This is a genomic window from Psychromonas marina (genome assembly GCF_030161115.1).
In the GTDB taxonomy this organism is placed as follows: domain Bacteria; phylum Pseudomonadota; class Gammaproteobacteria; order Enterobacterales; family Psychromonadaceae; genus Psychromonas; species Psychromonas marina.
The window spans coordinates 77002-100652 of sequence record NZ_BSPQ01000018.1; the positions used below are offsets into that span (position 1 = coordinate 77002).

At 38.4% G+C, this 23651-nt stretch carries 24 protein-coding genes; 8 read left to right on the forward strand and 16 right to left on the reverse strand.

Translation table 11 applies throughout. The features are described 5' to 3' along the window. Positions 1-6: 6 nt before the first annotated feature. From QQK09_RS16185 to QQK09_RS16200, 4 genes are all read right to left on the reverse strand, one after another. Positions 7-1080, reverse strand: a complete 1074-nt coding sequence (locus QQK09_RS16185) for an efflux RND transporter periplasmic adaptor subunit (RefSeq protein ID WP_284205202.1) — start codon at positions 1078-1080, stop codon at positions 7-9. A 114-nt stretch (positions 1081-1194) separates the two neighbouring features. Next, positions 1195-2079, reverse strand: coding sequence for a LysR family transcriptional regulator (locus tag QQK09_RS16190; protein ID WP_284205203.1), 885 nt, complete (start codon positions 2077-2079; stop codon positions 1195-1197). 144 nt (positions 2080-2223) lie between these two features. Then, positions 2224-3450 carry a sodium/glutamate symporter gene (gene gltS, locus QQK09_RS16195; RefSeq protein ID WP_284205204.1) on the reverse strand — a complete coding sequence of 409 codons (1227 nt, stop codon included), beginning with the start codon at positions 3448-3450 and terminating at the stop codon, positions 2224-2226. Continuing rightward, on the reverse strand, positions 3450-4826 hold the full coding sequence (locus tag QQK09_RS16200) for a patatin-like phospholipase family protein (RefSeq protein WP_284205205.1): 1377 nt from the start codon (positions 4824-4826) through the stop codon (positions 3450-3452). The genes gltS and QQK09_RS16200 overlap by 1 nt, the downstream gene beginning before the upstream one ends. A gap of 446 nt (positions 4827-5272) precedes the next feature. On the opposite strand from QQK09_RS16200, the gene QQK09_RS16205 reads away from it, so the two are divergent. The 3 genes from QQK09_RS16205 to QQK09_RS16215 all read left to right on the forward strand — a co-directional run bounded on the left by QQK09_RS16205 (position 5273) and on the right by QQK09_RS16215 (position 8281). Continuing rightward, entirely contained in the window at positions 5273-6097 is an 825-nt protein-coding gene (locus QQK09_RS16205) for a hypothetical protein (protein ID WP_284205206.1), read from the forward strand. Between the two features lie 50 nt (positions 6098-6147). Next, positions 6148-7056, forward strand: coding sequence for a LysR family transcriptional regulator (locus QQK09_RS16210; RefSeq protein ID WP_284205207.1), 909 nt, complete (start codon positions 6148-6150; stop codon positions 7054-7056). 235 nt (positions 7057-7291) lie between these two features. Beyond that, positions 7292-8281, forward strand: a complete 990-nt coding sequence (locus QQK09_RS16215) for a sensor domain-containing diguanylate cyclase (protein WP_284205208.1) — start codon at positions 7292-7294, stop codon at positions 8279-8281. Between the two features lie 53 nt (positions 8282-8334). Here QQK09_RS16215 and QQK09_RS16220 read toward each other — a convergent pair whose 3' ends face one another. After that, entirely contained in the window at positions 8335-9246 is a 912-nt protein-coding gene (locus tag QQK09_RS16220; protein ID WP_284205209.1) for a LysR family transcriptional regulator, read from the reverse strand. Between the two features lie 181 nt (positions 9247-9427). Here QQK09_RS16220 and QQK09_RS16225 point away from each other — a divergent pair, with 181 nt between their 5' ends. Both QQK09_RS16225 and QQK09_RS16230 read left to right on the forward strand, forming a co-directional pair. Further along, positions 9428-11428, forward strand: a complete 2001-nt coding sequence (locus tag QQK09_RS16225) for an alkyl sulfatase dimerization domain-containing protein (protein WP_284205210.1) — start codon at positions 9428-9430, stop codon at positions 11426-11428. A 156-nt stretch (positions 11429-11584) separates the two neighbouring features. Beyond that, positions 11585-12082: a hypothetical protein gene (locus QQK09_RS16230; protein ID WP_284205211.1), complete on the forward strand. Its 498-nt coding sequence runs from the start codon at positions 11585-11587 to the stop codon at positions 12080-12082. A 289-nt stretch (positions 12083-12371) separates the two neighbouring features. On the opposite strand, the gene QQK09_RS16235 is transcribed toward QQK09_RS16230, so the two are convergent. Further along, positions 12372-13367 carry an alpha/beta hydrolase gene (locus QQK09_RS16235; protein WP_284205212.1) on the reverse strand — a complete coding sequence of 332 codons (996 nt, stop codon included), beginning with the start codon at positions 13365-13367 and terminating at the stop codon, positions 12372-12374. 273 nt (positions 13368-13640) lie between these two features. Between QQK09_RS16235 and leuE the strand changes: the two genes are divergently transcribed. Further along, a complete protein-coding gene (gene leuE / locus QQK09_RS16240) occupies positions 13641-14318 on the forward strand; it encodes a leucine efflux protein LeuE (protein ID WP_284205213.1) in 678 nt (225 codons plus the stop codon). Positions 14319-14394: 76 nt separating this feature from the next. Here the strand turns inward: leuE and QQK09_RS16245 are convergent, their stop codons facing one another. Beyond that, on the reverse strand, positions 14395-14922 hold the full coding sequence (locus QQK09_RS16245) for a prepilin-type N-terminal cleavage/methylation domain-containing protein (protein ID WP_284205214.1): 528 nt from the start codon (positions 14920-14922) through the stop codon (positions 14395-14397). Positions 14923-15237: 315 nt separating this feature from the next. On the opposite strand from QQK09_RS16245, the gene QQK09_RS16250 reads away from it, so the two are divergent. After that, positions 15238-15993, forward strand: a complete 756-nt coding sequence (locus QQK09_RS16250) for a substrate-binding periplasmic protein (RefSeq protein ID WP_284205215.1) — start codon at positions 15238-15240, stop codon at positions 15991-15993. Positions 15994-16131: 138 nt separating this feature from the next. Here the strand turns inward: QQK09_RS16250 and QQK09_RS16255 are convergent, their stop codons facing one another. Continuing rightward, positions 16132-16440, reverse strand: coding sequence for a hypothetical protein (locus QQK09_RS16255; protein ID WP_284205216.1), 309 nt, complete (start codon positions 16438-16440; stop codon positions 16132-16134). Between the two features lie 646 nt (positions 16441-17086). On the opposite strand from QQK09_RS16255, the gene QQK09_RS16260 reads away from it, so the two are divergent. Next, positions 17087-18424, forward strand: coding sequence for a hypothetical protein (locus QQK09_RS16260; RefSeq protein ID WP_284205217.1), 1338 nt, complete (start codon positions 17087-17089; stop codon positions 18422-18424). A gap of 193 nt (positions 18425-18617) precedes the next feature. Here the strand turns inward: QQK09_RS16260 and QQK09_RS16265 are convergent, their stop codons facing one another. The 8 genes from QQK09_RS16265 to QQK09_RS16300 form a co-directional block, all read right to left on the reverse strand. Then, positions 18618-19112 carry a P-loop nucleotide/nucleoside kinase family protein gene (locus QQK09_RS16265; RefSeq protein ID WP_284205218.1) on the reverse strand — a complete coding sequence of 165 codons (495 nt, stop codon included), beginning with the start codon at positions 19110-19112 and terminating at the stop codon, positions 18618-18620. A gap of 96 nt (positions 19113-19208) precedes the next feature. Next, positions 19209-19805 carry a sugar O-acetyltransferase gene (locus QQK09_RS16270; RefSeq protein ID WP_284205219.1) on the reverse strand — a complete coding sequence of 199 codons (597 nt, stop codon included), beginning with the start codon at positions 19803-19805 and terminating at the stop codon, positions 19209-19211. A gap of 76 nt (positions 19806-19881) precedes the next feature. Next, a complete protein-coding gene (locus QQK09_RS16275; RefSeq protein WP_284205220.1) occupies positions 19882-20289 on the reverse strand; it encodes a bleomycin resistance protein in 408 nt (135 codons plus the stop codon). 107 nt (positions 20290-20396) lie between these two features. After that, a complete protein-coding gene (hchA, locus tag QQK09_RS16280) occupies positions 20397-21248 on the reverse strand; it encodes a glyoxalase III HchA (RefSeq protein ID WP_284205221.1) in 852 nt (283 codons plus the stop codon). A 70-nt stretch (positions 21249-21318) separates the two neighbouring features. After that, complete coding sequence (locus tag QQK09_RS16285) at positions 21319-21747, reverse strand: bifunctional diaminohydroxyphosphoribosylaminopyrimidine deaminase/5-amino-6-(5-phosphoribosylamino)uracil reductase RibD (protein WP_284205222.1); 429 nt, start codon at positions 21745-21747, stop codon at positions 21319-21321. Between the two features lie 55 nt (positions 21748-21802). Further along, the gene (locus tag QQK09_RS16290) at positions 21803-22318 is read right to left on the reverse strand and encodes a hypothetical protein (protein ID WP_284205223.1); all 516 of its coding nucleotides are present in this window, start codon (positions 22316-22318) and stop codon (positions 21803-21805) included. A 110-nt stretch (positions 22319-22428) separates the two neighbouring features. After that, positions 22429-22707 (reverse strand): hypothetical protein, encoded by a 279-nt coding sequence (locus QQK09_RS16295; protein WP_284205224.1) that lies wholly within the window; start codon positions 22705-22707, stop codon positions 22429-22431. A gap of 96 nt (positions 22708-22803) precedes the next feature. Further along, a complete protein-coding gene (locus tag QQK09_RS16300; protein ID WP_284205225.1) occupies positions 22804-23541 on the reverse strand; it encodes an HNH endonuclease signature motif containing protein in 738 nt (245 codons plus the stop codon). Between the last annotated feature and the right edge of the window lie 110 nt (positions 23542-23651).

The following is a 23651-nucleotide window of genomic DNA, read 5'->3' on the forward strand; positions in this document are numbered from 1 at the left end:
TCCGCCTTATCGAGTTACGAATAGTAGAGGGCCAACAGCATCACCTTGATTCATATAAGATGCGCCCGTTACAATGATTGCCTGTCCCTCTTCTAAGGCCCCCTTCACGCAAACTGATTGTGCTTGGTACTGTTCGATACTCACCGGTAATTGCTTAACTTTCCCCTCTTCAACGGTCAATAAAAACTGCCCCGCTTTATCACCAACAATGGCAGAGTAAGGTAAACAAAAACTATCTTTAGGTTGATTGATGTTGATACTAAGCGTGATAGACTTTCCAGGTAATATATTAGCGGGTGCACTTTGCAAATTGAAGGTGACGCTGTAGGTTTGTTTAATAAGATCTGGGTTTGTCGATTTCTCTACTAAAATTGCATCAATTTTAGCGTCGTTACCTTGCCAATTGACTGTGGCTTTTTGCGACTCACTAAATTGTGACATCATATTTTCTGGCACATCAATAACCGCTTCTAAGGCATCTAATTGATGTAATGTAAAAATACTGATACCTGGTAATATTTGCTCAAATTGTTCGTGGCGCTGCGTTGCAATCACACCATCGAATGGGGCTTTTAACTCAGTATATGCTAATGCATCGGTACCTTTCTCAATATTTTTTTGCATCACATCAAGCATCGCTTTACTGCGTTTGTAAGTACTGATTGCGCGATCTAAATTGATTTTTGCGATTGCATCATCATCGGTCGCTTGTTGTACTCTAGACAACTCTATTTTAGCAAGATCATACGCCGCTTCAGCCTCTTCATTGCGCGCATTTAATTCACTTAAGTGCACATTAAAATCATGAGGGTCTAAGTGCGCAAGTAATTGCCCTTTTTTAACCGCTTGGCCCTCTTTGACATAAATTTTCTCTATCACACCTGGCACACGAAAGGATAGGTCACTACTTTGAACTGATTGTATAACACCAGAAAACTGCTTTTTAGCGTAATAAGACTCAGAATGAAGCGATAACACTTCTACTGAGCGTAAGCTTTTTTCAGGCGGTATGACCTCTTGTGCGCATGCACTTAAAAAGCATAAAGATAGAGGAATAATATAAGGGGTTAATGTTTTCATAATTGTCTCCAATGGAATTTAGGAGACAGTTTATGCTTCTTTATTTAAGAGATATGTAGTTACAAAAGAGAAACACTGTCACGAAAAATATGACAATCTAAGTCACCAGTAGACTTACGATAATAACAGCATCTCTTTAGTTAAATAATCGATTAATAATCGACTTACTTGGCTAACCCCTTTTACCTCAGGATAGAGCAGCCACACATTTTCTTGTACAGATTGATAATGTGGTAATACATGTACTAATGAACCGTTATTGAGCGCTTCTCGCACTAATAATTCAGGCACAAAACTAATGCCACGGCCGCTAATCGCTGCTTGGCAAATTAATCCCATATTACCGCTGATTAAATGACAATTAACTCTTAATGTATTGTTCTTGCTAACTTTCCAGTAATTATCAACATCCCCACTTGGCCAGCGATAAGCATTTACTTTATGTTGGTCAATATCGGATAAAGCATTCAATACCGGGGCGTTTGCTAAATATTCAGGGCTGGCGACCATAATACGTTGCAACTCCAGCATTTTACGGGCGACAATATCAGAGTCGAGTGTTTCTCCGCCATGTAGTGCAATGTCTAGACCTTGCTGATGAATGTCTATAAAACCATTATTGATAGTACGTAAATCAAGGGAGATATCAGGGTACTTATCTTGAAAACCAAACAAGATATCTTGCAAAATATAATCAGCTTGGGGTAACAAACCAACCTTTACCGTACCTTTAGGTGAAGTTGCTACTTCCTGAAGGGCATTGTTGGCTTTTTCAAGTGAAGCGAGCGCATCAAGCAGTTCGTTGTAATAAACTTCACCATGTGGGGTTAAAGATATTTTACGTGTAGTACGAAAAAACAACTTACTGTCGAGTTCATTTTCTAATTCATTAATACGCCGACTCACGTTTGCACGAGGTAGCTCTAAGGCATGTGCTGCCGCACTAAAACTGCCTAGTTCCACCACCACGGTGAACAGTTTTAAATCTTCTATTTTCATTTTTCACACTCAGGGATAGTCAAAGTAAACAACTAATATTGTGATAATACAAGGCTATATAACCTTACTTTATCAAAATTTATAACGTCCTGATCGTTTATCTTTACTTTGAGCTTCTCTGAGTGAAAAACAAATTAAATAACGTTAATTAATCAAATTGATAAAATAAGGAATAATGGCAGCATTCGCTAAATCAATAAAAAAAGCGCAGACCAAGGGCACAATAATAAAAGCTTGGTGTGAGTTACCATATTTTTGTGCCACAGCAGACATATTCGCCATCGCGGTCGGTGTTGAACCTAAAGAGATACCACCAAACCCGGCACATATCACAGCAGCATCATAGTTTTTCCCCATTAAAGGAAATACAACAAATAACGCCACAGCAATTGCCACCACAAACTGTACGATTAATATGATAAAAATAGGACCGGCTAAATCCGCAAAAGTCCACAGCTTAATGCTCATTAATGACATTGCTAAAAATGAACCAAGCGCTAAATCAGCAATTAGAGCAATTGCGGGTTTTCGTGCAGGCCAAAGTGTACCGGTTATTCTAGGGTAAGAAGCTGGAATTAAATTCGAAATTAAAATACCCGCGAATAAACAGCTTACAAATAACGGTAATTCAAGCCCTAATTTTATAACCCCTTCATTGATAATCGCCCCCAAAATAATACACACATGAATTGCTAGCATGGCATCTAAAAAATCATAGGCAGTAATGCTTGGCTGCGGTTGATTTTTTTGTGTACCAACATCCATTTTTTCATTATTTAAAGGTTTTAATTTGTGTTTATTTATAAGGTATTTTGCAATTGGTCCGCCCATCATACTGGCGAGTATTAACCCAAAGGTCGCACTCGCCACCCCAATCTCCAAGGCACTCTCTAAGCTAAATGAATCAGCAATTTTTGGTGCCCATGCAATCGCAGTACCGTGCCCGCCTATCAATGAGACAGAGCCACTGAGTAAGCCAAATACCGGCGGTAATTCCAACGCCAAGGCCATACTGATACCGGTTAAGTTTTGCATGACCATATAAGCGATGGTAATACTCAGTAATAAAATCAGTGGTTTTCCACCTTTAAACAGGTCTGCAACGCTAGCATTAATACCGATAGTGGTAAAAAAATAGACCAGCAATAAATCACGCGTTGCAAGATCAAATGAGATATCGATATCAGCAAAAAAATGCACTAATGCAAATAAGATAGACACTAACACCCCACCTGATACAGGCTCAGGAATACTGAACTCTTTCAAAAAATAGAAAGCACTGGTCAAACGACGCCCTAAAAAAAGCGTGATAATACCGAGTGTGACGGCGAGAAAAGATTCAATGTGGAATACACCTTCTATATAGTTCATTATGACTCCGGGATGATTAATGTGGGTGATGGAATGTGGTGCTGATAAATATCAGCTAATTGTTTGTTATTGATCACCGCTTCATAACCATGTTCAATCAGTACATCAACTTGCTCAGGTTTAAGTGTGAAGTCAGTAGGGATGTTATTAACGAGCGTTTTTTGCTTGGCATTACTGAGATTAATATCAATGAAATAAGCGTTCTTTTCTGTAGAGGTTTGCTGCCAAGTATCGAGTTCTTTGACCACTAACGATTTCACTAAATCATTATAACGGTGCAGCTGTATATCCGTAGCTGCACCAATGATGTCCTGTGCATCGGGCGTCTGTTTATTAACATCTATGATCCAGTCCGGTTTAGTGGAGGCATCCACAGAGATAATGATTAAGGTATCAATGTGTTGTCCTAATAACGCAAAGACCTCTTCCTGACTTTTAACGACATCATAAATTGCCAATAAGCCAAGATTGTCGGTGACTCCCCCATCCACCAAGTGAATATAAGGACGATTTTCTTTATCAGCATAACTGCTCAAGCCATCATGGGTAGAGTTTAAATATATCGGCATATTGTCAGTGATCATGGGGTTATAATTTTTGTCACAATGCTGAAAGTTTTGCAGTACAACGGGGGGGAATATAACCGGCACCGCAGAGGATGCAGCCACAGCATTAGCAATAGAGTAATCATTTACATCGGAGCAAATAAGATCAAAATACTCCTGTAAAAAAGAGAAGCGTACCCCGCCCCCCAGATCTGTACTATTAATAATAATACGTGGTGATGCCTCGTGGATGTCAGCAAATGTTGCATCGTTAAATAAGGTTTCATTATAATAATAGGCTGCAGCCGCAGTACGAGTATGCTTTGAAAACATAAAGCGAGGACTGAGTAGGATATCTATTAAATTCCCTGAAACGTCTTTATATAAAAAATCAGATTCATATTGATCAAAAATAGCATCGTGATAAAGGCCATAATAAGCAGCCGTGAAGCTGCCTCCTGAAACAGAACTAATGGTATTTACCTGATTAATCAATGGATAAGTTTCGTTTCCATCTACTAAGGTATAATCTCTCATCCCTTTCAGTACACCATAAGAAAGCGCAGCTGCGCGCGTACCTCCTCCTGAAAAACTCAATAAAATCGCAGTGTTATCGTTTTTTAATTGTTGCGCCATCGAAGTTAAAGAGTAAGTATTTCCCTGGTGACCAATTTTTTCTATATTAGTAACCTGCGTAGTTGCACTACATCCAGCCAACCCAATAAGTAGCCCTAACCTTGGCAGGTAGGCATAGTGTTGTAATAGCTGATTCACTGACGGCATGGGTGTACGGTACGATCGGTCAATTATTTTTTTATTATAAAATGACAATAGTGCACTCCCCTTTATTCATTGAGCGTAATGCATCGCTAGCTGCAATAAACAAAAAGAGGAGTGTCATTTTTAGTGGTTTTTTCATCGTGTCTCCTTATTAATTTCAGCATTATATGTTGCTTAATTAAATCGGATAATGGGTGAACTATGAGTTTCAATGTCGCATTTATTGAGACAATGCAATCATTAGAAGAACAACAAGTTAATAACCGATCTTTAGTTGTCCACTCTTTAAATCGGAAATAGCCTCTAGCGCCATCAGATAAGCATCCTCAATGCCCCCTCGCCTTCAACCCAACTATTTATTTCTGAAAAATAGATCACACCAAACACAAGTCGATTAAAGACTTAATGAAAGTCGATCCAAGGGGTTAATCAAGTCGATTTTTAGGTTGATAATCGCCGCATCTAAACAAACTCTGACTTAAATAAAAGGCAATAACATGAGCAACATACAAAAAACAGCTTTATTAGCTTTCGCGGTGATACTTTCTGGAAACGTACTTGCGGAAGAGGTTCATGATGCAGACCCACGTAATACCGCATGGCGCGGAGGAATTGCAGCAGATGATGCTGGCGAAATAAAACTAGCAGCAGGTGGTGGTTTTAAAAACTTATACGGTAATGATAAGTATCAAACACAAACGATTATGATTGGAGAATATTACACTCAAACTGAAATGGCGCGTTTTCGTTTAGCTAATTTCGATGAGCGTTTTGGCGGCATATACGCAGATTTTTACCTAACAGATACCACTAATATGTATACCGCAGGTTACATGTTGCCATTAACAGCAGCAAATGGAAAAACCCTGTTCTTCCCGTCTGTAAACTACTCTTATATTGATTTTGATACAGACCAAATTGAACAAAATATTCAAGGAACGATCGTACCGAATGCACTTAACCAATATACAACAGGTACATCAAGCGGCCTAACCTCACAACAGATAAAACAAATATTAGGTGGCGATGATGCCCATATGGCCTCTGTAAATTTATACGGCCTACAACCATGGAATGAAACATTTTACACAGTATTCCAAGTATTTGGTGGTTCATCATACGGTGGTGTAGAGATGGAAATGATTGATATCATGCTATTACAAGGTACTAAAACAAAAATAGGTAATGCAATATTTAATATTTATTTGGAAGGTAAATACACAAAGGTTAAGATAAATGAACTTAACAATCCTACCGGTGGTTCAGACTACCTACGTGGTGAAGAAGTAAAAGTATCAGTGGGTTTTGATTGGCGTTTTTAGTACGTTAAAAGATGGTCGGTATTACCCGACCATCTTACAATAGGATAGATATGGATAATTTAGACATAAAATCACTAAAGGTACTGTTAAACCTTTATACCACTTGTAATACTTATCATACCGCTGAGCAAATGGATCTTTCACAGTCCTCAGTCGCACGTATACTTGCTAAATGTCGCCAAGCCTTGAATGATCCTTTGTTCATTCGCAGCGGTATTCAACTAGTTCCTACCGCTTATGCCGATACTTTAGCTGAAAAACTGCCTACTATCATTAACCAATATGAAGATGCAGTGACTAATCATAAAGACTTTAAAATAGGTGAATTAACTGGGCGCTATCAACTTTTTCTTAGTCACCCAGCACAGCTTGTTTATGGCGTAAAACTATTTGAGTTACTCAATAAAAGTGCCCCCAATGCTACCTGGTACATAAAAGGCTGGGAATCTACTTCAGTGGAGCAACTGTTAGATGGCAGTGCGTTAATAGGCGTCAATTATTATGCATCAAACTTCCCTAATTCAATTATTCAATATCCTGTATGCGATGATGACTTTCTTATTTTAGCCACTCATGACCACGCGCTTCATAAAAAACAAAACATTACCTTTCGAGATATCGCAGAATACCCTTTTATCTCTTTAACAATACCAAGTTGGGATGAAAGAAACCGCTATTTAGATAATGCCTTTCAATCAATTGAAAAGTCACCAAAAATAAGCCTACAAACGGACAGTATTCATTTAGGTATTCAAGTTGCACAAACCAGTAACATGCTATTAACGGCCTCTAAAAGAATGGCCAATGAATTTACAGCGGTGCTAAGCCCACTCAACTTTGAAATAGAAACGGCTCTCTTACCGACTGCACAAGTTGTTTGCTCTTTTTCTCGTAAGAACGCCAATAAACCGTTAGTAAAATGGTTGAAAAAACAAATATGCCAGTTAGCTTCCTCATAAAACGCATTACATTACGGATAGTTATTTATAGTTCAGTTGACAACTAATTCAACTCACCATGATGAGATGCAGTTATTTGTATTTATTGTGAATATGCCTTAACTCTCCATCACATTTTAAAGCAAATGATAGTCTTTCAGCACTTCCTCTACTATAGTTTTAACTAATAACCACTTTAAAAATACGTGATTAAAGTGATTTACGGCATTTAAAATATAAGTATCAGAGGTTTAATATGTTTGCGACCACAAAATTTGCGAAAATCGACTTCCTCGAAACACTTTCTCATATCGGTAGCTGCGTTTTTATAAAGGATGTACAGGGCTATTATACTTTTATCAATGATGCCGTCTGTGAGGTATTTGGTTTGACTCGCCATGCCATTATTGGAAAAACAGATGAAGCTTTTTTTGACTTAACCCTAAGCAAAGGTATTAGGCAAAATGATTTACTTGTTTTACAGGGACAAGCCATAACAGAAGTTGAAAAAAATGTATTTAAAGATGGTTCAGTTAAATATTACCAGAGTATCAAGTCACCAGTCTTTGCAACAAATGGCGAAATTGTAGGTTTAATCGGTATGTCCATCGATATAAGTTATAGCATGCAAAAACAGGATGAATTTGAATACTCTGCATTACACGATGTAGTCACCGGCTTGTATAATCGCCGCTTTTTAGAAACGAGATTGCCCTCAGAGGTGTCCTTACACCAAAGAAAAAAACAGCCACTTTCATTCATTATGATCGACATCGATAACTTTAAACATATTAATGACCAATATGGCCACGAAGTGGGTGATCGTGCTTTAGCAACGGTGAGTGCACTTATTAAAAAGATACTCCGTAAAGAGGATATTTGCTGTCGATTTGGTGGCGATGAGTTTTCTATTTTATTACCGTTTACCCCCCAAAAAGAGGCCTTTTTATTAGCAGAGAAAATAAGAAAACTAGTTAACCAAAGCGCACTGTTAAACGACAAAAATAAAGCACCTCAACTTACTATAAGCTTAGGTGTTGCTTGCTTATGCCCCAATATGCAAGCAGAATCCTTAAAAAAGTATGCAGATGATGCACTTCTAAGCGCTAAAAAACAGAATAAAAATACGACGTTGGTGAACTGTAATTACAAATCGAGTATTACTTCTTGTGACAACCATGAATGCAAGGCATCAATCTGCCCTGCTTATTCAAAAAATGAATCGCCTACAGATATAAATCAATAATCTCGCGTTACACATTTTTTAATAATCTAGCTCAACTAGCTAAGCCGTTTTAATTATTTGCTTAACCTCTCTTGTGACGCTTCAATTAACGCTTCCCTGAACCATTTATGACTCGGTTCTTGATTAAACTTCTTCAACCAAAGTAGATAATTGGATATTTTTTTATATTCAAAAGGAGGCGTAAATAATTGCAGTTTTAAGTGTGTTTTAAATTGAAGCGCCATCGATAATGGCACCACCGTAATATAATCAGATTGACTACATAATAACAGATTACTAAACATCGAACGTCCATGATAGGCTACCTTGCGCTGGCTAATATCAAAGTTCGTATGGTGTGCAAGGCTACGCTTTTTATCACGTGTTCGCTCAAGCACAGCATGGGTTTCAGCAAGATACTGAGACTCTGTTATCTGACCATTAATTCGTGGATGATTTTGTCTGCAAACAATTACAAAATCACCATCAAATAACTTCACTGATTCAATGTTAGGATGATTGGGAGGAAAAATATCGACCATGACATCGAATTTTTGAGTCAATAATCCATCGTAGACTTTCTCATCGTCTTCTGGCTGATCAAACACTTCTAGCGATATTTTTTTATATTTTTGATCGCTGAACAAGTTAAGTAAACTAGATTGCAGGTGCTCAGGTGCAGTCATCACAAAGCGTCGTTCAGAACTATCCACATCAAACGTGCCAAGATCCTGAAAAACAGTATTCAATTCTTGAATTGGATTTTTGATCTGTGAATACAGGCTAGACGCATAAGCGGTTTGCACGACACCACGACCACTTCGCACAAAGAGTTCTTGACCAATTTTGGCTTTTAATCGTCCTAATGATGTACTAATAGTAGATTGATTGGTACTCAAATGTTCAGCCGCTTTACTCAGGCTACCTTGCTCAATAACAGCAGCAAACACGGTCAATAAGTTTAAGTTAGGAATTTCATTACTCATCAATCATACACCTTTCAATATTACAACTCGATATCGGTCATACCATTATGTCACAACCTATCGTAAAAACGATACATTGAATTCGCTTTTGCATGTTTTTCTGCATTGATTTGACACTTATGATTACCATTAATAAATACATTAACGTTGTAAAAAAACAATAACTATTAAGGTAAACATCATGACCATTAGATTTAAAAAACTAGCGCTGCCCGTTACTATCGCAACGGCTATTTTTACATCCGGCTGTGGCTCTGAGCAACCCGTTACAGAAGTAAAAACTTTTCCAGTCATCGAAGCAACTTCTGCAATAGGCCAAGAACTGCAAACAAGCTCAGCACAGCAATATCAAAATATTAACCTCGATGCACGTTTTAAAAACGACATATTATTTGAACATGAATCAAACCTATTTTGGGGTAAAGGCGAACGTATTAAGGTCTTATCTAAAACAGGCCAAACACTGGCTTATACCGCTGAGTCTGATCACGTGCATCCAACTCTGACTAAGCATGGGCGTAAAATGGATCAAGCCATTATCCAAGTGGATGATAACGTATACCTCGGTTACGGTTTTGGTCTTGATACCCCGGTTATGATTGAAGGTGATGATGGTATTATCATCGTTGATCCAGGCGAATCAGTACAAATGGCTGAATCTGTACGTGAACAATTCCGTCAAATCACTGATAAACCCGTTAAAGCAATCATCTACTCACACAACCACATCGACCACATCTCTGGTGTGCGTGCTTGGGCAACGGATGAGCAAGTAGCTTCTGGTGAAATTAAAATCATCGCACAAGAGGGCCTTACAGCTGCGGTTGCTAACTGGTCGTCAAACCTTGGTACACTGTTTGGTCACCGTACTTCATATACTGGTGCTAAACACGTAGAAGAAGGCGAACACGGTACAGTCAATGACGGTTTAGGTCCACGCTTCATGCAAGGCGATATCTCGTTCATCGAACCTAATACGCTTATTGAAGCAAACGCAACATTAGACATTACGATTTCAGGCGTGCATATGCAGATCGTTAATGTTCCTTCTGAAACGAAAGATGAAATTATTGTTTACCTGCCAGAGCAAAAAATTCTGCATGCAGCAGAGGTCTTGCAAGGTGAAAACTTCCCTAACCTACACACCATTCGTGGTACTAAATTCCGTGATCCAGCAATGTGGTTCAAAGGTATTGATGTGATGCGTGAATTCGATACAGAGATAATGATTAACTCTCACGGCCGCCCTGTTGAAGGCAAAGAGGCGGTTGCGAATATATTAACGGCTTACCGTGATGCGATTCAATACACGCACGATCAAACGATCCGTTACATGAACAAAGGGTTAACACCTGATGAATTAGTAGAAGTCGTTAAACTGCCTAAGCACTTAGCAGAGCACCCTTGGTTAGGTGAACATTACGGTACGGTTGCACATGCCGTTCGTCAAATTTATGTTGGTTATAACGGCTTCTTTGAAGCGGATCCATGGCAGTTAGAGCCAATGGCGTATGAGCAACGTGCTAAAGCATTTGTTGAAATCATGGGCGGTCGCGACAATATCATGACTACCGCAAAAGCGGCTATCGAAGCAGAAAACTTTACCTTTGCAGCAGAAATACTATCTTACCCAATCACCATGAACAAAGATGATCTGGAAGCACGTCAACTTAAAGCTGATGCATATAAAACTTGGGCAGCGCAACAAGTGAATATTAACTGGCGTAACTGGGGGTTGAATGCTGCGGCTGAACTAGAAGGCACGCGTGATTTTTCTAACTTAATAAGTTTTGCATCCGTTGACGTATTAACTGCGTTACCAAGCAAACAAATTTTGGATATGATGACTTCTACGCTGATTGCTGAGAATACCTTAGATGTTCACATGACATTGGCTTACTACTTTGCTGATACCAACGAATCCTTTGCAATTGAAATTCGTAATGGTATTGCTCAGTTACACGAGCAAGCAGTTAACAATGCTGACGTGAAAATCAACACAACACGTGCAGTCCTTAACCAAATTTTAATGGCTGGTCCACAAGCACAACAAGTGATTGCTGAAAATATGCAGTCAGGTCAATTCATATTTGCCAACGGTAGTATCCAAGAGTTTGGTCAATTTATGGGTTACTTCGACAAACCGATGGCACCAAAAGATCTGATGCTAATCGTACGATAAAACCATTAAGCATGATAATCAACATTGATTATCATGCTTAATTTTCGCTTATTTTAATGTCACTCAAGTAACCTAGTCTTTCAATCTTTGTCTACAAAGACGTACGTTTGTTAAGCTTGTTTGCAAAATAAAACAACACCTAATTTGGAACCTATTATGAAATTTAGCTACTTATTATTAGCGCTCCCGATAGCGACAACGTATGGTTACGCTTGTGGTTTACATCAAACGGCAGGGTTCAATTTCATCACCGAGCCAGGCTCTTTAGCAGTCTTTGAAAATGTGATCGAAATGAGAAAAACCGATCCATTTGCAGCAATCGATCTGCAACAATTAGGACGCCCCTCCCCCTTTATTAATGCGCTTAACCAGCCCTACAACAATAAAATAGCCTTTACTATTTTTGAAGCCATTAAAGGACATTACAACGAAGTGGACCTAGCAGCACAAATTACAATTGAACCTCGCGAAACGGGTATTACTGAAAATGACTTATTACTCATAACGGATTCAGGTGTACTAGATGCATTAGGCTATCACCGCCTATCATGGCAACAAGCGAAAGCGCTCGGATTAGTAAAAATTAATGGAAAAACGATTGAATCAGAAAAATTAGATCAATGGTTTACTGTCATGTTTCCAGCAACTCGCTAAAATTAAAACCTCTCCTGGTCCGAATGTTGTAAACGTTGCAAAATAAAATCAACAAAAAAATTAATCTTCATCCAAATTTAACAAATCCTGACTACGCATGAACGATATACTCCCCTTTTAGGGCGGACAAAATCACCACTTTCTTTCCCCCTTATCATATCGATATCATTCAAAGAGAATTCAATAAATCGCTGGATATTCATAATGTCAGTAAGAGGTAACAAATTTTTCTGTTTCACTATTGATTGGCTGGATAACCTCTAATCACTATACCGCTAAACACGCAGCATTATTTCAACCGATAATGGTTAGACATCGGTACGCCATCCGACATTACAGACTCTCTACCCTCTATTTCATCCCTATCAATACTAGATAGTACTTGAATTATGTCTGATAAAATATGGCTATGATATCGATGGGAGCTATGTACCGATACTTGTTCGCCAGTGCGGTCTTTATAACCAGAAATAGCGGTTTTATTTGCGTATTGTTTGGCATCTACAGCAATCACATTGCTCGGTAAATTATTGTAATCATTCGCACCATGTCGACCTAATCGATTCCCACCAAAGCGTTTGATACTGGATGCCTTGAGTGCCCTATCATGCTTTGAATAATACACATGTACTCGTCTAGAAAAATCTGAAATATACTTGCCTTTACCATCAAGCTCGATATCTTTGGAACAAAGATCGGGTGCCAATAACACGGTTTCATCAAAAAGCATCCTGCCACTAGGAGAACCCAAGTTATCAGAAAGGTATTCCATGCCCTTTCTCAGCAGGTAATTTCCCATAGAGTGCGCGATACAAAATGTGGTCGAGAAACAGTCTCTTTCATTGCTGGTTGCCAACGTATTGAGATCAGTAAGGAATCGTGTGAATGCACCAATTGAGTCTCGCACTTCCTCTCTATCAGATAAATAGTTAAGTGTTTTCCCCGATGACGGCCATGAAAAACCAACAATAACGGGATAATGACCATACACCTTATACAGGCTTTGCTCTAAATCATAAATTTCATCAATGCTATCTTGATAGTCATTATTATAACCATGTACATAGATGCCCACTTTAGGTGTACTAACCTTGTCTTCCTCTTTAAGTCTTTTTAACTCATTGAGCAGTGCGACTTGAAAACCTTTTTTACCATATTTTTCAAACTTATCTTGTCCGCGTTTTTTATTGTTATAGGCATACTGGTAATCAAACTTTTTATTCGGTTTTTCTTCATCACCAAATTCACCCTTTATGATCCGTCTGTTGGTCACCATAAATAACATCTTGATTCTCCAATCTTATTATTGCTGAATTGACAGTGTACTCCGCATTAAGGGTTCAACATTGTGTAATGCGGGCAATACGCTAACACTAGTCTAAGCAAGCAGTAATGCAAAAGCGGTCAGCAGTGATGTTATTCGCATCGCCTTTTAATATCCTTTATAGTCAGGTGTATACGGTATTTATTTGCTTAATTAATCACGTATAGCGAAACATTGCTGATGAAGTTGAGCAAATGGATGGCAAGGAAGTGATTAATTGAAATAGAGGTCAGAATGGAAGTCTTAAATCTACACAACCTAGGTGTGCTCAATTATGTGACCTATTTTATCGGCACGTTACTGATTGTGTTATTGCCAGGTCCTAACTCCCTGTATGTACTGTCACTTTCAGCCCAACAAGGAGCTCGACTGGGTTGGTCTGCACTCGTGGGCATTTTAGTGGGTGACTCACTATTGATGTTAGCTACCGCGTTAGGGGCTGTTTCTATACTAATCACTTACCCTGCTGTGTTTATGATCATTAAATATGCGGGCGCGGCTTATCTTATCTATATCGGCTATAACCTGATTAAAGGTGCGATTAAGGCATGGCGAAAAGACGATCATCAGGATTTACAAAACACGATCACAGAAAACAAAACAACGGCAGCTAAAGCCTTTAAAAAATCGTTATTAGTAAGCCTATTAAATCCCAAAGCGATCCTATTTTTTCTGTCCTTCTTTGCTCAATTTGTTGACCCAAGTTACCCCCAACCCGCTGTACCGTTTTTAATATTGGCACTTACCCTGCAAATGCTAAGTTTTACTTATTTAGTACTATTGGTTTATGCAGGGCAACGATTAGCAGCGGGTTTTAGGAAACGTAAAAAAATGAGTTCAATTTCTGCAGGCAGTGTGGGGGTGGGATTTGTTGGGTTTGCGATTAAACTAGCATTAGCAAGTGCTAGTTAGCGATTATTAATTTGTTTAACTCAACAGCATTCTTGGAGTCATGTGATTATAAATAACAATTACATGATTCCAACAATCACTTACCACAGCCAAAAGTCTCTATCAAAATGGTAGCAGAATCCTTATCTATCCAAACCCCACCCACCTTTTCAGATGCGGTCGTATAGGTGACATAACAGTTTTCTGCGGTACTGGTATAATTAGCCGGCATAAAGTGAAAGGCATTGCTTTGTACTACCCCATACCATTCAGCATCACGCCCCGATTGACAGATATTGCTATCTATATCAAGCGTCAGCCAATATTGAAGCTGGCTTGTAAATTTCGGACAATTATTGGCAACACGCGGGTAACCTGCACGAATAGAAATATCTCCGCCATTAACTGTAAGTATATTGTTTCCCTTATCTAAGTTGTCAATTGATGCCTTTGCATGTACTAAACCGGCGCTCTCATATAATGCACCTTTTAAGCCTTCTACAATTGCAGTTTCAGCATCTCCACGTAAATTGAAAAACTTGGGAACAGCGACCGCGGCCAATATGCCTAGCACAACAATTACAATGACCAATTCAATCAGTGTAAAACCGCGTTTATTGAACATGATGCCCCCTTAAAAAAGTAAAAAAGTAAAAAAGTAAAAATTATAACTTACCCACCTACAATACAACAACTCACAATCAACAATAAGTGGATGTAACAGGTACATTCATATACAGAACTCGTATTTTTACGTTGTATATTGCAATCATGCATCACAAAAAGGCAACGATTACCCAACAAAAACAGTCACTCATTACTAACCCCTTCAATTTATTGGCGTAAATTCTGTCATTCGCTAATATCTAAAGGTTAACGTTTCTGTTATTTATTTTTCAAGATAAGTAATCGCATCCGTCAAAAAATCGGAGCACACAAAATGATGAAGTCTTTTTTACTACTATTGTTTATCTTTAGCATCTCCTTAACCGTCAAGGCAAATCAAACTATTCGCTTAACAACAGGAGAATGGTCGCCTTATCTCTCTGAAGATTTAAAACATTATGGTTTTGTTTCACACATCGTAACGGAAGCGTTTGCCTTAGAAGGTATTAAAGTTGAATACATTTTTCGTCCTTGGAAAAGAGCTTATAAAGATGCACTCGTCGGAAAGTATCATGGGTCAATTGTATGGACTAAAAACCCTGAGCGTGAACAGTATTTCTATTACAGTGATCTCGTTGTGGCAGGGCAATCTGTTTTTTTTCATTTAAAAAGTTTTTCATTTGACTGGCAAAACCCAGAAGATTTAGTCGGATTGAATATTGGTGGAACCTTAGGTTACAAATATAGTCTTTTAGAAGAATTGGAAGCACAGGGTAAGATAAACATTCATCGTGTAGCAACTGATGAACAAAGTTATGGCATGTTGTTACTTAAACGCATTGATATTTTTCAACAAGATTTAGATGCGGGCTATGAATGGCTTCAAGATAATTTAATGGAGCAAGATATTGCTCAATTCACTCACCACCCTAAACCCATAATAAACGATAACTACCACCTTATATTGTCTAAAGAGGTCGATGATAATCAACATTTAATGACATTGTTTAACCGAGGCTTAAAACGCTTAAAAAAGAGCGGGAAATATCAACAATATATTTCAGAGTCCCGTCAAGGACACTATAAATAACTTTAACAAACACGAAGTTGGCTGGTATAGGTTAAGCGGCATACATTAAAAAAAACGCAGTTCAAACCAATAACACGCTATTATTTAATGACAGTCCAAGTGATTTTCCTCAGCACTTAATACGAGTATGAAAAGAGGTTAACCTCTTTTCTCTATCGGATAAATATTACAAAACAGCTCTTTTTCGTACTGTAACTCCAATCGTTCACGCCATGGTTTCGCCGATCTAATAGGGATTAAGAAAAAGGTTCCTCGGCTGGTATCCGTAACAAATGCAATACCATGTTGCATCAACTCATAATGAATATCATGAATAAAACTTAATGTGAAACTCTGCCTTCCAGTGAGGTGATTAATATCTTTTCGATTTAACGTCACACCATTATTTTCGTCTGCAAAGCGTTCTATTAACCACCCTGAAAATTCTTTTGCACTAACCATTGTCATTTAAAATTCCTTATCGTAACCCAACAAGTAAATAGGTCATCATCAAAGTAAAGCAGACCTACAACGGGTAAAGCAGCACTTCTGAGCAAGTGTTAAAACACTTTCTTGATAATATTGCTAGCTTATGTGGGGGCGTATAAGTCACTATTTCTTGATATATGAATCTCTTATGATTATTTAAAATAGTGAATAAGCTTGTATGACTCTAGTCAATAGCGCGCTAGTTCTCCAGTAAAATGCACAAAAAGGTAGATAAAAATATACCTGATTACCCACCATGCTCAGGCACAAAGTGATTTCAAATAAGGCAATAAAAATATCTGTATGTGCATGCAACGCGTGGATACGCGGGATGCCCTTTCACCTTAGCAACATTAAAAGATGTTTATTTTTTCCCTTAACATAACTTACTTTGAGGCAGTGTATTTTATTTAATTCCTTAAAAATCAGAACTAAAGAGTTGGCTTTATTGAAATTTTCTAATGTATGTGCGGCTTCACATAACAAGCACAATGGGAAAAAAAGACAATAAACAAACCATATCTCATACTTATTTCGGTTGGAAATTATTCAATACTAGCGATTGTTAATTAAAAGTAACTAACAAGTAATCAGCAAGTAACTAAACAATCACAAGAGGTTAATCATGAATAGCATTGAAAAAACACTACTACTTCTCGGTACAACCGCAGTATTAACTGGCTGCCTTAGCGGCGAATACCCAGATGATAAAGTACCTACTCCAGAAATACCAGGTCCAGAAGTGCCAGGTCCAGAAGTACCAGGCGCTAAAATCACCCTTGATTTTGAAGGCGATACAGGCAGTTATACATTAGTCGGTGACGCTGGTGGTTCAGCAACGGTAGAACAAGGCCCACTCGATGCTGAAAACGAAGCACTAAAAGTATTTGTTACTGCAGGATACGCTGCCGGTGTAGCAATGCCAATCACCATTCCTGAAGGCAAAACATTAGCTGATTATATCGAAATGTCATTTAAGGTTTATTATACTGCCGAAGGCGATGCTGATATTGATAACAAAAGAATCCAGATACTCGCTTCTTCAGGCGATTTAGCCGACTCAGTAACGCTTATTCAATATGATGGTACTTGGGCTGCAGATGCAACAGAAGGCCATTTAGGTGTCATGGACAATGCTAAAGCAGATAAAATGGCATCAACCGCTTTCCAGACTTATACCTTCGATTTAACCGATGGTAATGTGGCTGATTTAGTAGAAGGCAGTGGTAGTACATTAGCCGCAGCAGCAAAAGCGTTAGCAGGTGATATTAATCTTATTGTTGGTTTCCCGCACTCAGCTTCTACTTATTATATCGACGACGTTGAATTAGTCGCAGCAGCGTCTGATGAAGAAACTACTACTCCTGATGAAGAACCTACTACTCCTGATACAGATGTTTCTATTGTTGTGGATTTTGAAGGTGATACTACTACAGCTTCATTAGTAGGCGAAGGTTCGGTGGCGTTAGCTGCAGATCCAACCGATTCGACAAAAAAATCATTAAAAGCAACTGTGACATCAGGATATGGTGACGGCGTAACAATACCTGTAACTATTCCAACAGGAAAAACATTAGCTGATTATTCAGCAGTTACCTTTGATGTATTTTATACTGCGGAAGGCGATGCTGATATCGATAACAAAAGATTACAGTTATATGCTCACGCTGATACACCTACTGCAATAACAATGATTCCATGGGATGGAACATGGGCTGCTGATTCAACAAATGAACATTTAGGCGCAATGGATAATGCAAAAGCGGATAAGACTGCATCAACAGATTTTCAGACTTATACGTTCAATTTAGGTGATGGAATGGTCTCTGACTTAGCCGAGAACACTGCTACATTAGCAGCGGAAACCAAAGCGTTAACAGGTGATATTAATCTTGTGGTGGCTTTCCCACATAGCGGATCTGTTTATTATATCGACAACGTAACATTAGTCATCGCTGAATAAACAAGTTAGTTAATCATTGGAATTAAGTTAAAAGCCACCTTTCTTAGCAGGTGGCTTTTTTTGTTTCTAGAATGCCACCATAATCTTACTCCACAGCAAAACTATCAGCATATTTAGCCTGAGTACCTCTATTACTTTACACCCGAGAGGGTCATAGACATAAGCGCTATCGTGGTCGAATTTTTAATGCTGATTAGGTATTAACTTTAAGCCCATTCTTTAATTCTGCTTTATCAGGTACCTCAAACCTTGGTTCCATAAAATCAAACATCATATCTGTCACTTCAAAAGCGTAAACAGTAGGATCTTTTTCTGCATTGCGTTTATCGACCCTCAGCTTTCTAATGTTTTTTTCTGCATTCAAATAATGTACTTCAGGGGTAATGCCTAACTCTCTGGCGCGATCAGTAAAGATATCTCTTTGTGCTTTAGTGGTAAAACCAAGATCTAATATGACGTTTCCATCAATCGCTAAAATTTGCTCGCTAACCTGCCAAATTTGATCGGAGCAGCGGTTAACTCTTTCCATCATCCATGTAAAATCGAGTGTTTCCATATCCTGTGCAAACAGCGTTTGCATCCACGGATCAATAGAAAACTTAATCGCAGCGAGTTCATTAGCGAGTGATAATGAATAAGTGGTTTTACCTACCCCAGTAGGACCACAAACTAAAATTAATCTTGCCATATTGATAACCTTTGGATGATGTAACGCTTTAATAAATTAACTATTGTGGTGATTTTTGTAAAGGAAAATGTAGCTGCTTAGTTGCTCTGCTTGGAACTATTCAAAACGACGGTTTTTAAAGTAAAATGCTTTGTCGTGATCATTAATAGGCCTAAGTACTCGGCATGGGTTTCCTAGCGCAACAACATTAGCGGGGATATCTTTCGTCACGATGCTGCCAGCACCAATCACACTGTTTTCACCAATACATACACCGGGCAAAACCACGCTACTTGCGCCTATCCAAACATTTGCTCCAATCGTTATTGGAATATTAAACTGCGTCGCCTGCTGACGAATCTCTGGGTCTATCGGGTGCCCTGCTGTGGCTAACGTAACATTAGGGCCTAGCATGACGTTATCACCAATGTATATGTGAGTATCATCAACCAAGGTCAGGTTGAAGTTTGCATAAACATTATTACCTAAGTGAGTATGGATACCCCAATTCGCCTGTAACGGCGGCTCTATATAGCAGTTCTCACCAACCTCAGCAAAAATTTTACCCATGAGCTCTTGACGTTTGCCCTCTTCTCGCGGCCTCGTGTGGTTAAAGTCGTATAGGTTTTCCAGACATTGAGTTTGTTCTGCAACCAGATTTTCATCATCGTAACAGTAGACTTTTTGGCTGTGCATTTTCGATTTTATATCCATGTTCACCTGCTGTTTAAAAAATACTAAATTACTACCTGCTGCTCAGACTCGTACAGTTGAACGTTTTATTAGGTGCCTAATTATCACAACAGAACCTGAACAGATAACCATCGGGATCTTGCACAATAAATTGTTTCTGGACGGCAACTTCATCAGCACATTGATATTCTTTTGTTTCCATTTCAAGGTAAATGGAATCTGGCACGGCTGCTTTTACGCGAGCATACAAAGCATCTATTTCATTCACGTCCCATTGAAAGTTAACCCCTCTACCAAATGGTTTTTCCATTTTATCCGTTAACCAGCGACGCCCCATTCCATTGATACCCTCAGCCATAATATCAACACCATCAAGCGTAAAATAAGCAAATTGGTCTTCCACTCTTTCATATTTAATTTTAAAACCAAATACTTCAACGTAGAATTTTTTAGTTACCTCAATATCTGCACAATAAAGCTCAGGTACTAATTTAAGATTGGACATACGACCCCTTTACAATTGGCTGTTCAACGCCGTAATAAGCGAACAAAAATGGTTGGTTATAATCACGAATCGATAACCAACTGTTTTTATTGTGATTAAACCTGTTGTTATATACGTGCTGAAATTAGCGTCTCTGCGGCCAATTTGCCAAGTGCATCAGCGGCTAATGGGCTTGCGCCTGTAATTAGCAAACGGTCTCGACACACTGTTTTGTCAGCCTTATTATTCGCTAAGTTCACGCCCAGCTCTTTCAGTTTTTCACTTAGCCCCCACGGCATTTTACCTGGAAGATAGCCAATAAGTGGAGATTGTGCATCGACAGAATCAGGGAACACGGCCATTTTATAGCCCTGATATAAGAAGTCATTACCCTTGATAAGCGTAGATAAAAAGGCAGCTGGACCATGACAAATTGAAATAATAAATACACCATTGTCATGTGCCCAATTCAAGACAGCCCCTACGACATCATCTTCAGGCAGTCCGAGCATTGCTCCATGGCCTCCGGGAATAAACACCGCGGCATAGTCTTCAACATTCAATCCGTCTGCTAGTAATGCCTTCAGACTCATCGGCTTTTCAAAACGGTCTTTGTACTGCGTATAAATGTTATTAACATGCTCGTCTTGTTTAGGGAACGCCCACATTTCTATTACAGCAGGCTTGCCATTCGGGGTCGAAATATCAAACTCATAGCCCGCCTCTTTGAGGTGTAACATTGGGACTAAGGTTTCTACTGGCTGGTTGCCAGTAGAGAACAACTTCCCATTTTGCATTTTCATATTCTTTTGCTCAGTAGCTAAAACCAAAATCTTCCGCTTTGAGCCTTCAATAGCGTTATATGGGATTTTTTTGTAATCAGTCTTATCGGAAGTTGCAAGTTTCAAAGCAACCTTAGAAGGAGAGTATGAACCGTCCGACTCTAACTTTGGCGCTAAGCCTAGTAGTTTTTTTAACATATATCACTTCCTTTAAATATGTTGAGAACAAGATATTAGACCAAAGTACCAACGCCTTGTATAAGTCGGTTTACGAGTGACCTAAATACAGGTTTATAAATTCATTAACTTCTTTAGCACCAATACCCACCTCAACTTGTAAACCATTATCTCTTAGAATTTCAATCCCTTTCCCGTTGTTCCTACGGTCTGGATCTAGCGTTGCCACAATGACTTTATTGATATTTGTATCTGCAATCATCTTCGCACATGATGGGGTTCTTCCTTCAAAAGAACATGGTTCAAGAGTTACATAAGCCGTAACATTATCTAACAAACCAGAATAATTTTTTATAGCTTCCAATTCAGCGTGGTTACCGCCAATTGACTGCGTAAACCCTTCTGAAATAACCCTACCATCTTTTACTAAAACACACCCAACCGGAGGGTTAGGAATACATTTGGGTAATGCTTTCTTTGATATTTCAAGTGCTTGAAGCATGAATTTAATATCCGACATTAACAACACTCCCAAGGGTTATAATGTGTAGCAAAACGAAACATGACCCGCTGTTTTAGCTGCCTTTAAATGCCTTTTTATATTTCAAGATCAGGTGGCTAATTAGGGAAGTTAAAATACAAAGAGCGAAGAAAATAAAATCTTGAGTTTCAAAATTAACATTACCTTTCCTTAAATTTACAATATCTTTGTATGACACAACCTTTAGTCCATTTTTTTCTATTTGATAAAAATTGATACTAAAATCAAAATTCTTATGCATCCATATAGTAACTTGATCCCCAACTAATAATTTTTTTGTTAAACCACTAGTGATTTCATTTTTTCCTAAGCAAGTTGTATACCTGTCACTTTTGCTAGATCTCATCACAGATAGTGAATAACAATTTTTTTTCTGGTTATTGATATGTTCAATGTGTAGAACATTACCAGTGAACTTTTCTAGACTTTCAAACTCTGGTAATGGAATCCAATGAGAGTATCCCAAAAAAATTGCAACAAAAGCAGGAAAAGCTAACCCAGCTGCCCTAAGTCTTTTCAATAGCTCAAATTTAGATGTTTCATTCGACATCACTTTGCCTTTTTTAGCTTAGACTTCGTTTTAAAATACCAGCGCCGCATTAAGCGGGTTAAAATGTAGCGAAACGTAACCCACTGTTTTAGTTGCGTTTAAGCAACTTATTATAACTCGTTTGAACCCGATACAAGTTTATTATATTGATTATTAGCCATCATCCACAAAACAAAACCAAAAGCCAAACCCGAAACAGGGTAGATAACTAACGCTGTCGATATTTGATCTATAAATGATGAGGAAGAAATATATGTTTGAATCAGCGTAACTAATAATGCCGTTGATATTCCCCACCCTAAAACACCATATACAATTACAAAGTGCCATTTACCTTTAGCAATTAACTTTTGAAGCCTTGCTATTTTTGTTGCTTTCAGATTACTCATATCTACCCTTAGAGTTATAACGCCGCACTAAGCGGAATAAAATAGTGGGTTAAAATGTGTAGCGAAGCGGAACCAAACCAACTGTTTTAGTTTCGTTTAAATGCCTTGTATGGCATTTATACCTAGTAGTAACTTTGCATCTTCTAACGAAGTTGGTTCGGTGCGATCTCTGATAACCTTATGGATCGCACGATGGCAAGTAGCACATAATAAAGCAAGGTCCTTGAAGCTATTCTTTGTTTTACCTGTATTATTTAAAGGATTTAAATGATGAACTTCAAAAGTAGATTCTCGGTAATCGGGGTGAATATACTCGACTTGTGTAACACATAGCTCACACGAAAGTTCGCCATTTTTTTTACATTTTTTGAGGAACTTATTTCGTAGTGCGACACTGCGTTCACGCTTAGCGTGAATACGATATGTTACGCTTCCCTCATCATGTTCAGAGTTACTCTTATATAAAGCTGGTGCTTCGGAAATTATTTCTAAGCCATTTTTGATGTCTGTAGCTAATTTTTTAACTAAAATAGTGTCGTGACCTAGCTCTTTCCAAACAGCTTTGTCTGTTTTAGAAGTATTATTTAACCCCTTCCCAGTAGCGACAGCCCTAAGATTCTGTAACTTAAACGCTACCCCATCAGGGTTTCTAAATGTGTTATTTTTGGCGAAATTATCGTGAAATGGAAAAGACCGTAACAAAGTAGATAGGTCTTGAACTCTAGAGTCATTTCCCGACGGAGTTTTATCTAAAGAATTTAAATATAACTCCAAAGCTAAAATAGTTTCATCTCTAGTCCAGTGTGGATTACCGTGCCCTTTAGTTACTGCCATATAGTAAGACTCTCTCAACATTTTTAATTAAATATGATGCCTAGACATAATGACTCCCACTAAGGTGCTAGCCTCTACCGTGGGTTAGTTTTTCAACCAGAGCCATAATA

Coding starts and splice junctions, on each gene's coding strand:
- QQK09_RS16185 (WP_284205202.1), bottom strand. CDS start 1,080: ATGAAAACATTAACCCCTTATATTATTCCTCTATCTTTATGCTTTTTA.
- QQK09_RS16190 (WP_284205203.1), bottom strand. CDS start 2,079: ATGAAAATAGAAGATTTAAAACTGTTCACCGTGGTGGTGGAACTAGGC.
- gltS (WP_284205204.1), bottom strand. CDS start 3,450: ATGAACTATATAGAAGGTGTATTCCACATTGAATCTTTTCTCGCCGTC.
- QQK09_RS16205 (WP_284205206.1), top strand. CDS start 5,273: ATGAGCAACATACAAAAAACAGCTTTATTAGCTTTCGCGGTGATACTT.
- QQK09_RS16210 (WP_284205207.1), top strand. CDS start 6,148: ATGGATAATTTAGACATAAAATCACTAAAGGTACTGTTAAACCTTTAT.
- QQK09_RS16215 (WP_284205208.1), top strand. CDS start 7,292: ATGTTTGCGACCACAAAATTTGCGAAAATCGACTTCCTCGAAACACTT.
- QQK09_RS16220 (WP_284205209.1), bottom strand. CDS start 9,246: ATGAGTAATGAAATTCCTAACTTAAACTTATTGACCGTGTTTGCTGCT.
- QQK09_RS16225 (WP_284205210.1), top strand. CDS start 9,428: ATGACCATTAGATTTAAAAAACTAGCGCTGCCCGTTACTATCGCAACG.
- QQK09_RS16230 (WP_284205211.1), top strand. CDS start 11,585: ATGAAATTTAGCTACTTATTATTAGCGCTCCCGATAGCGACAACGTAT.
- QQK09_RS16235 (WP_284205212.1), bottom strand. CDS start 13,367: ATGTTATTTATGGTGACCAACAGACGGATCATAAAGGGTGAATTTGGT.
- leuE (WP_284205213.1), top strand. CDS start 13,641: ATGGAAGTCTTAAATCTACACAACCTAGGTGTGCTCAATTATGTGACC.
- QQK09_RS16245 (WP_284205214.1), bottom strand. CDS start 14,922: ATGTTCAATAAACGCGGTTTTACACTGATTGAATTGGTCATTGTAATT.
- QQK09_RS16250 (WP_284205215.1), top strand. CDS start 15,238: ATGATGAAGTCTTTTTTACTACTATTGTTTATCTTTAGCATCTCCTTA.
- QQK09_RS16255 (WP_284205216.1), bottom strand. CDS start 16,440: ATGACAATGGTTAGTGCAAAAGAATTTTCAGGGTGGTTAATAGAACGC.
- QQK09_RS16260 (WP_284205217.1), top strand. CDS start 17,087: ATGAATAGCATTGAAAAAACACTACTACTTCTCGGTACAACCGCAGTA.
- QQK09_RS16265 (WP_284205218.1), bottom strand. CDS start 19,112: ATGGCAAGATTAATTTTAGTTTGTGGTCCTACTGGGGTAGGTAAAACC.
- QQK09_RS16270 (WP_284205219.1), bottom strand. CDS start 19,805: ATGGATATAAAATCGAAAATGCACAGCCAAAAAGTCTACTGTTACGAT.
- QQK09_RS16275 (WP_284205220.1), bottom strand. CDS start 20,289: ATGTCCAATCTTAAATTAGTACCTGAGCTTTATTGTGCAGATATTGAG.
- hchA (WP_284205221.1), bottom strand. CDS start 21,248: ATGTTAAAAAAACTACTAGGCTTAGCGCCAAAGTTAGAGTCGGACGGT.
- QQK09_RS16285 (WP_284205222.1), bottom strand. CDS start 21,747: ATGTCGGATATTAAATTCATGCTTCAAGCACTTGAAATATCAAAGAAA.
- QQK09_RS16290 (WP_284205223.1), bottom strand. CDS start 22,318: ATGTCGAATGAAACATCTAAATTTGAGCTATTGAAAAGACTTAGGGCA.
- QQK09_RS16295 (WP_284205224.1), bottom strand. CDS start 22,707: ATGAGTAATCTGAAAGCAACAAAAATAGCAAGGCTTCAAAAGTTAATT.
- QQK09_RS16300 (WP_284205225.1), bottom strand. CDS start 23,541: ATGGCAGTAACTAAAGGGCACGGTAATCCACACTGGACTAGAGATGAA.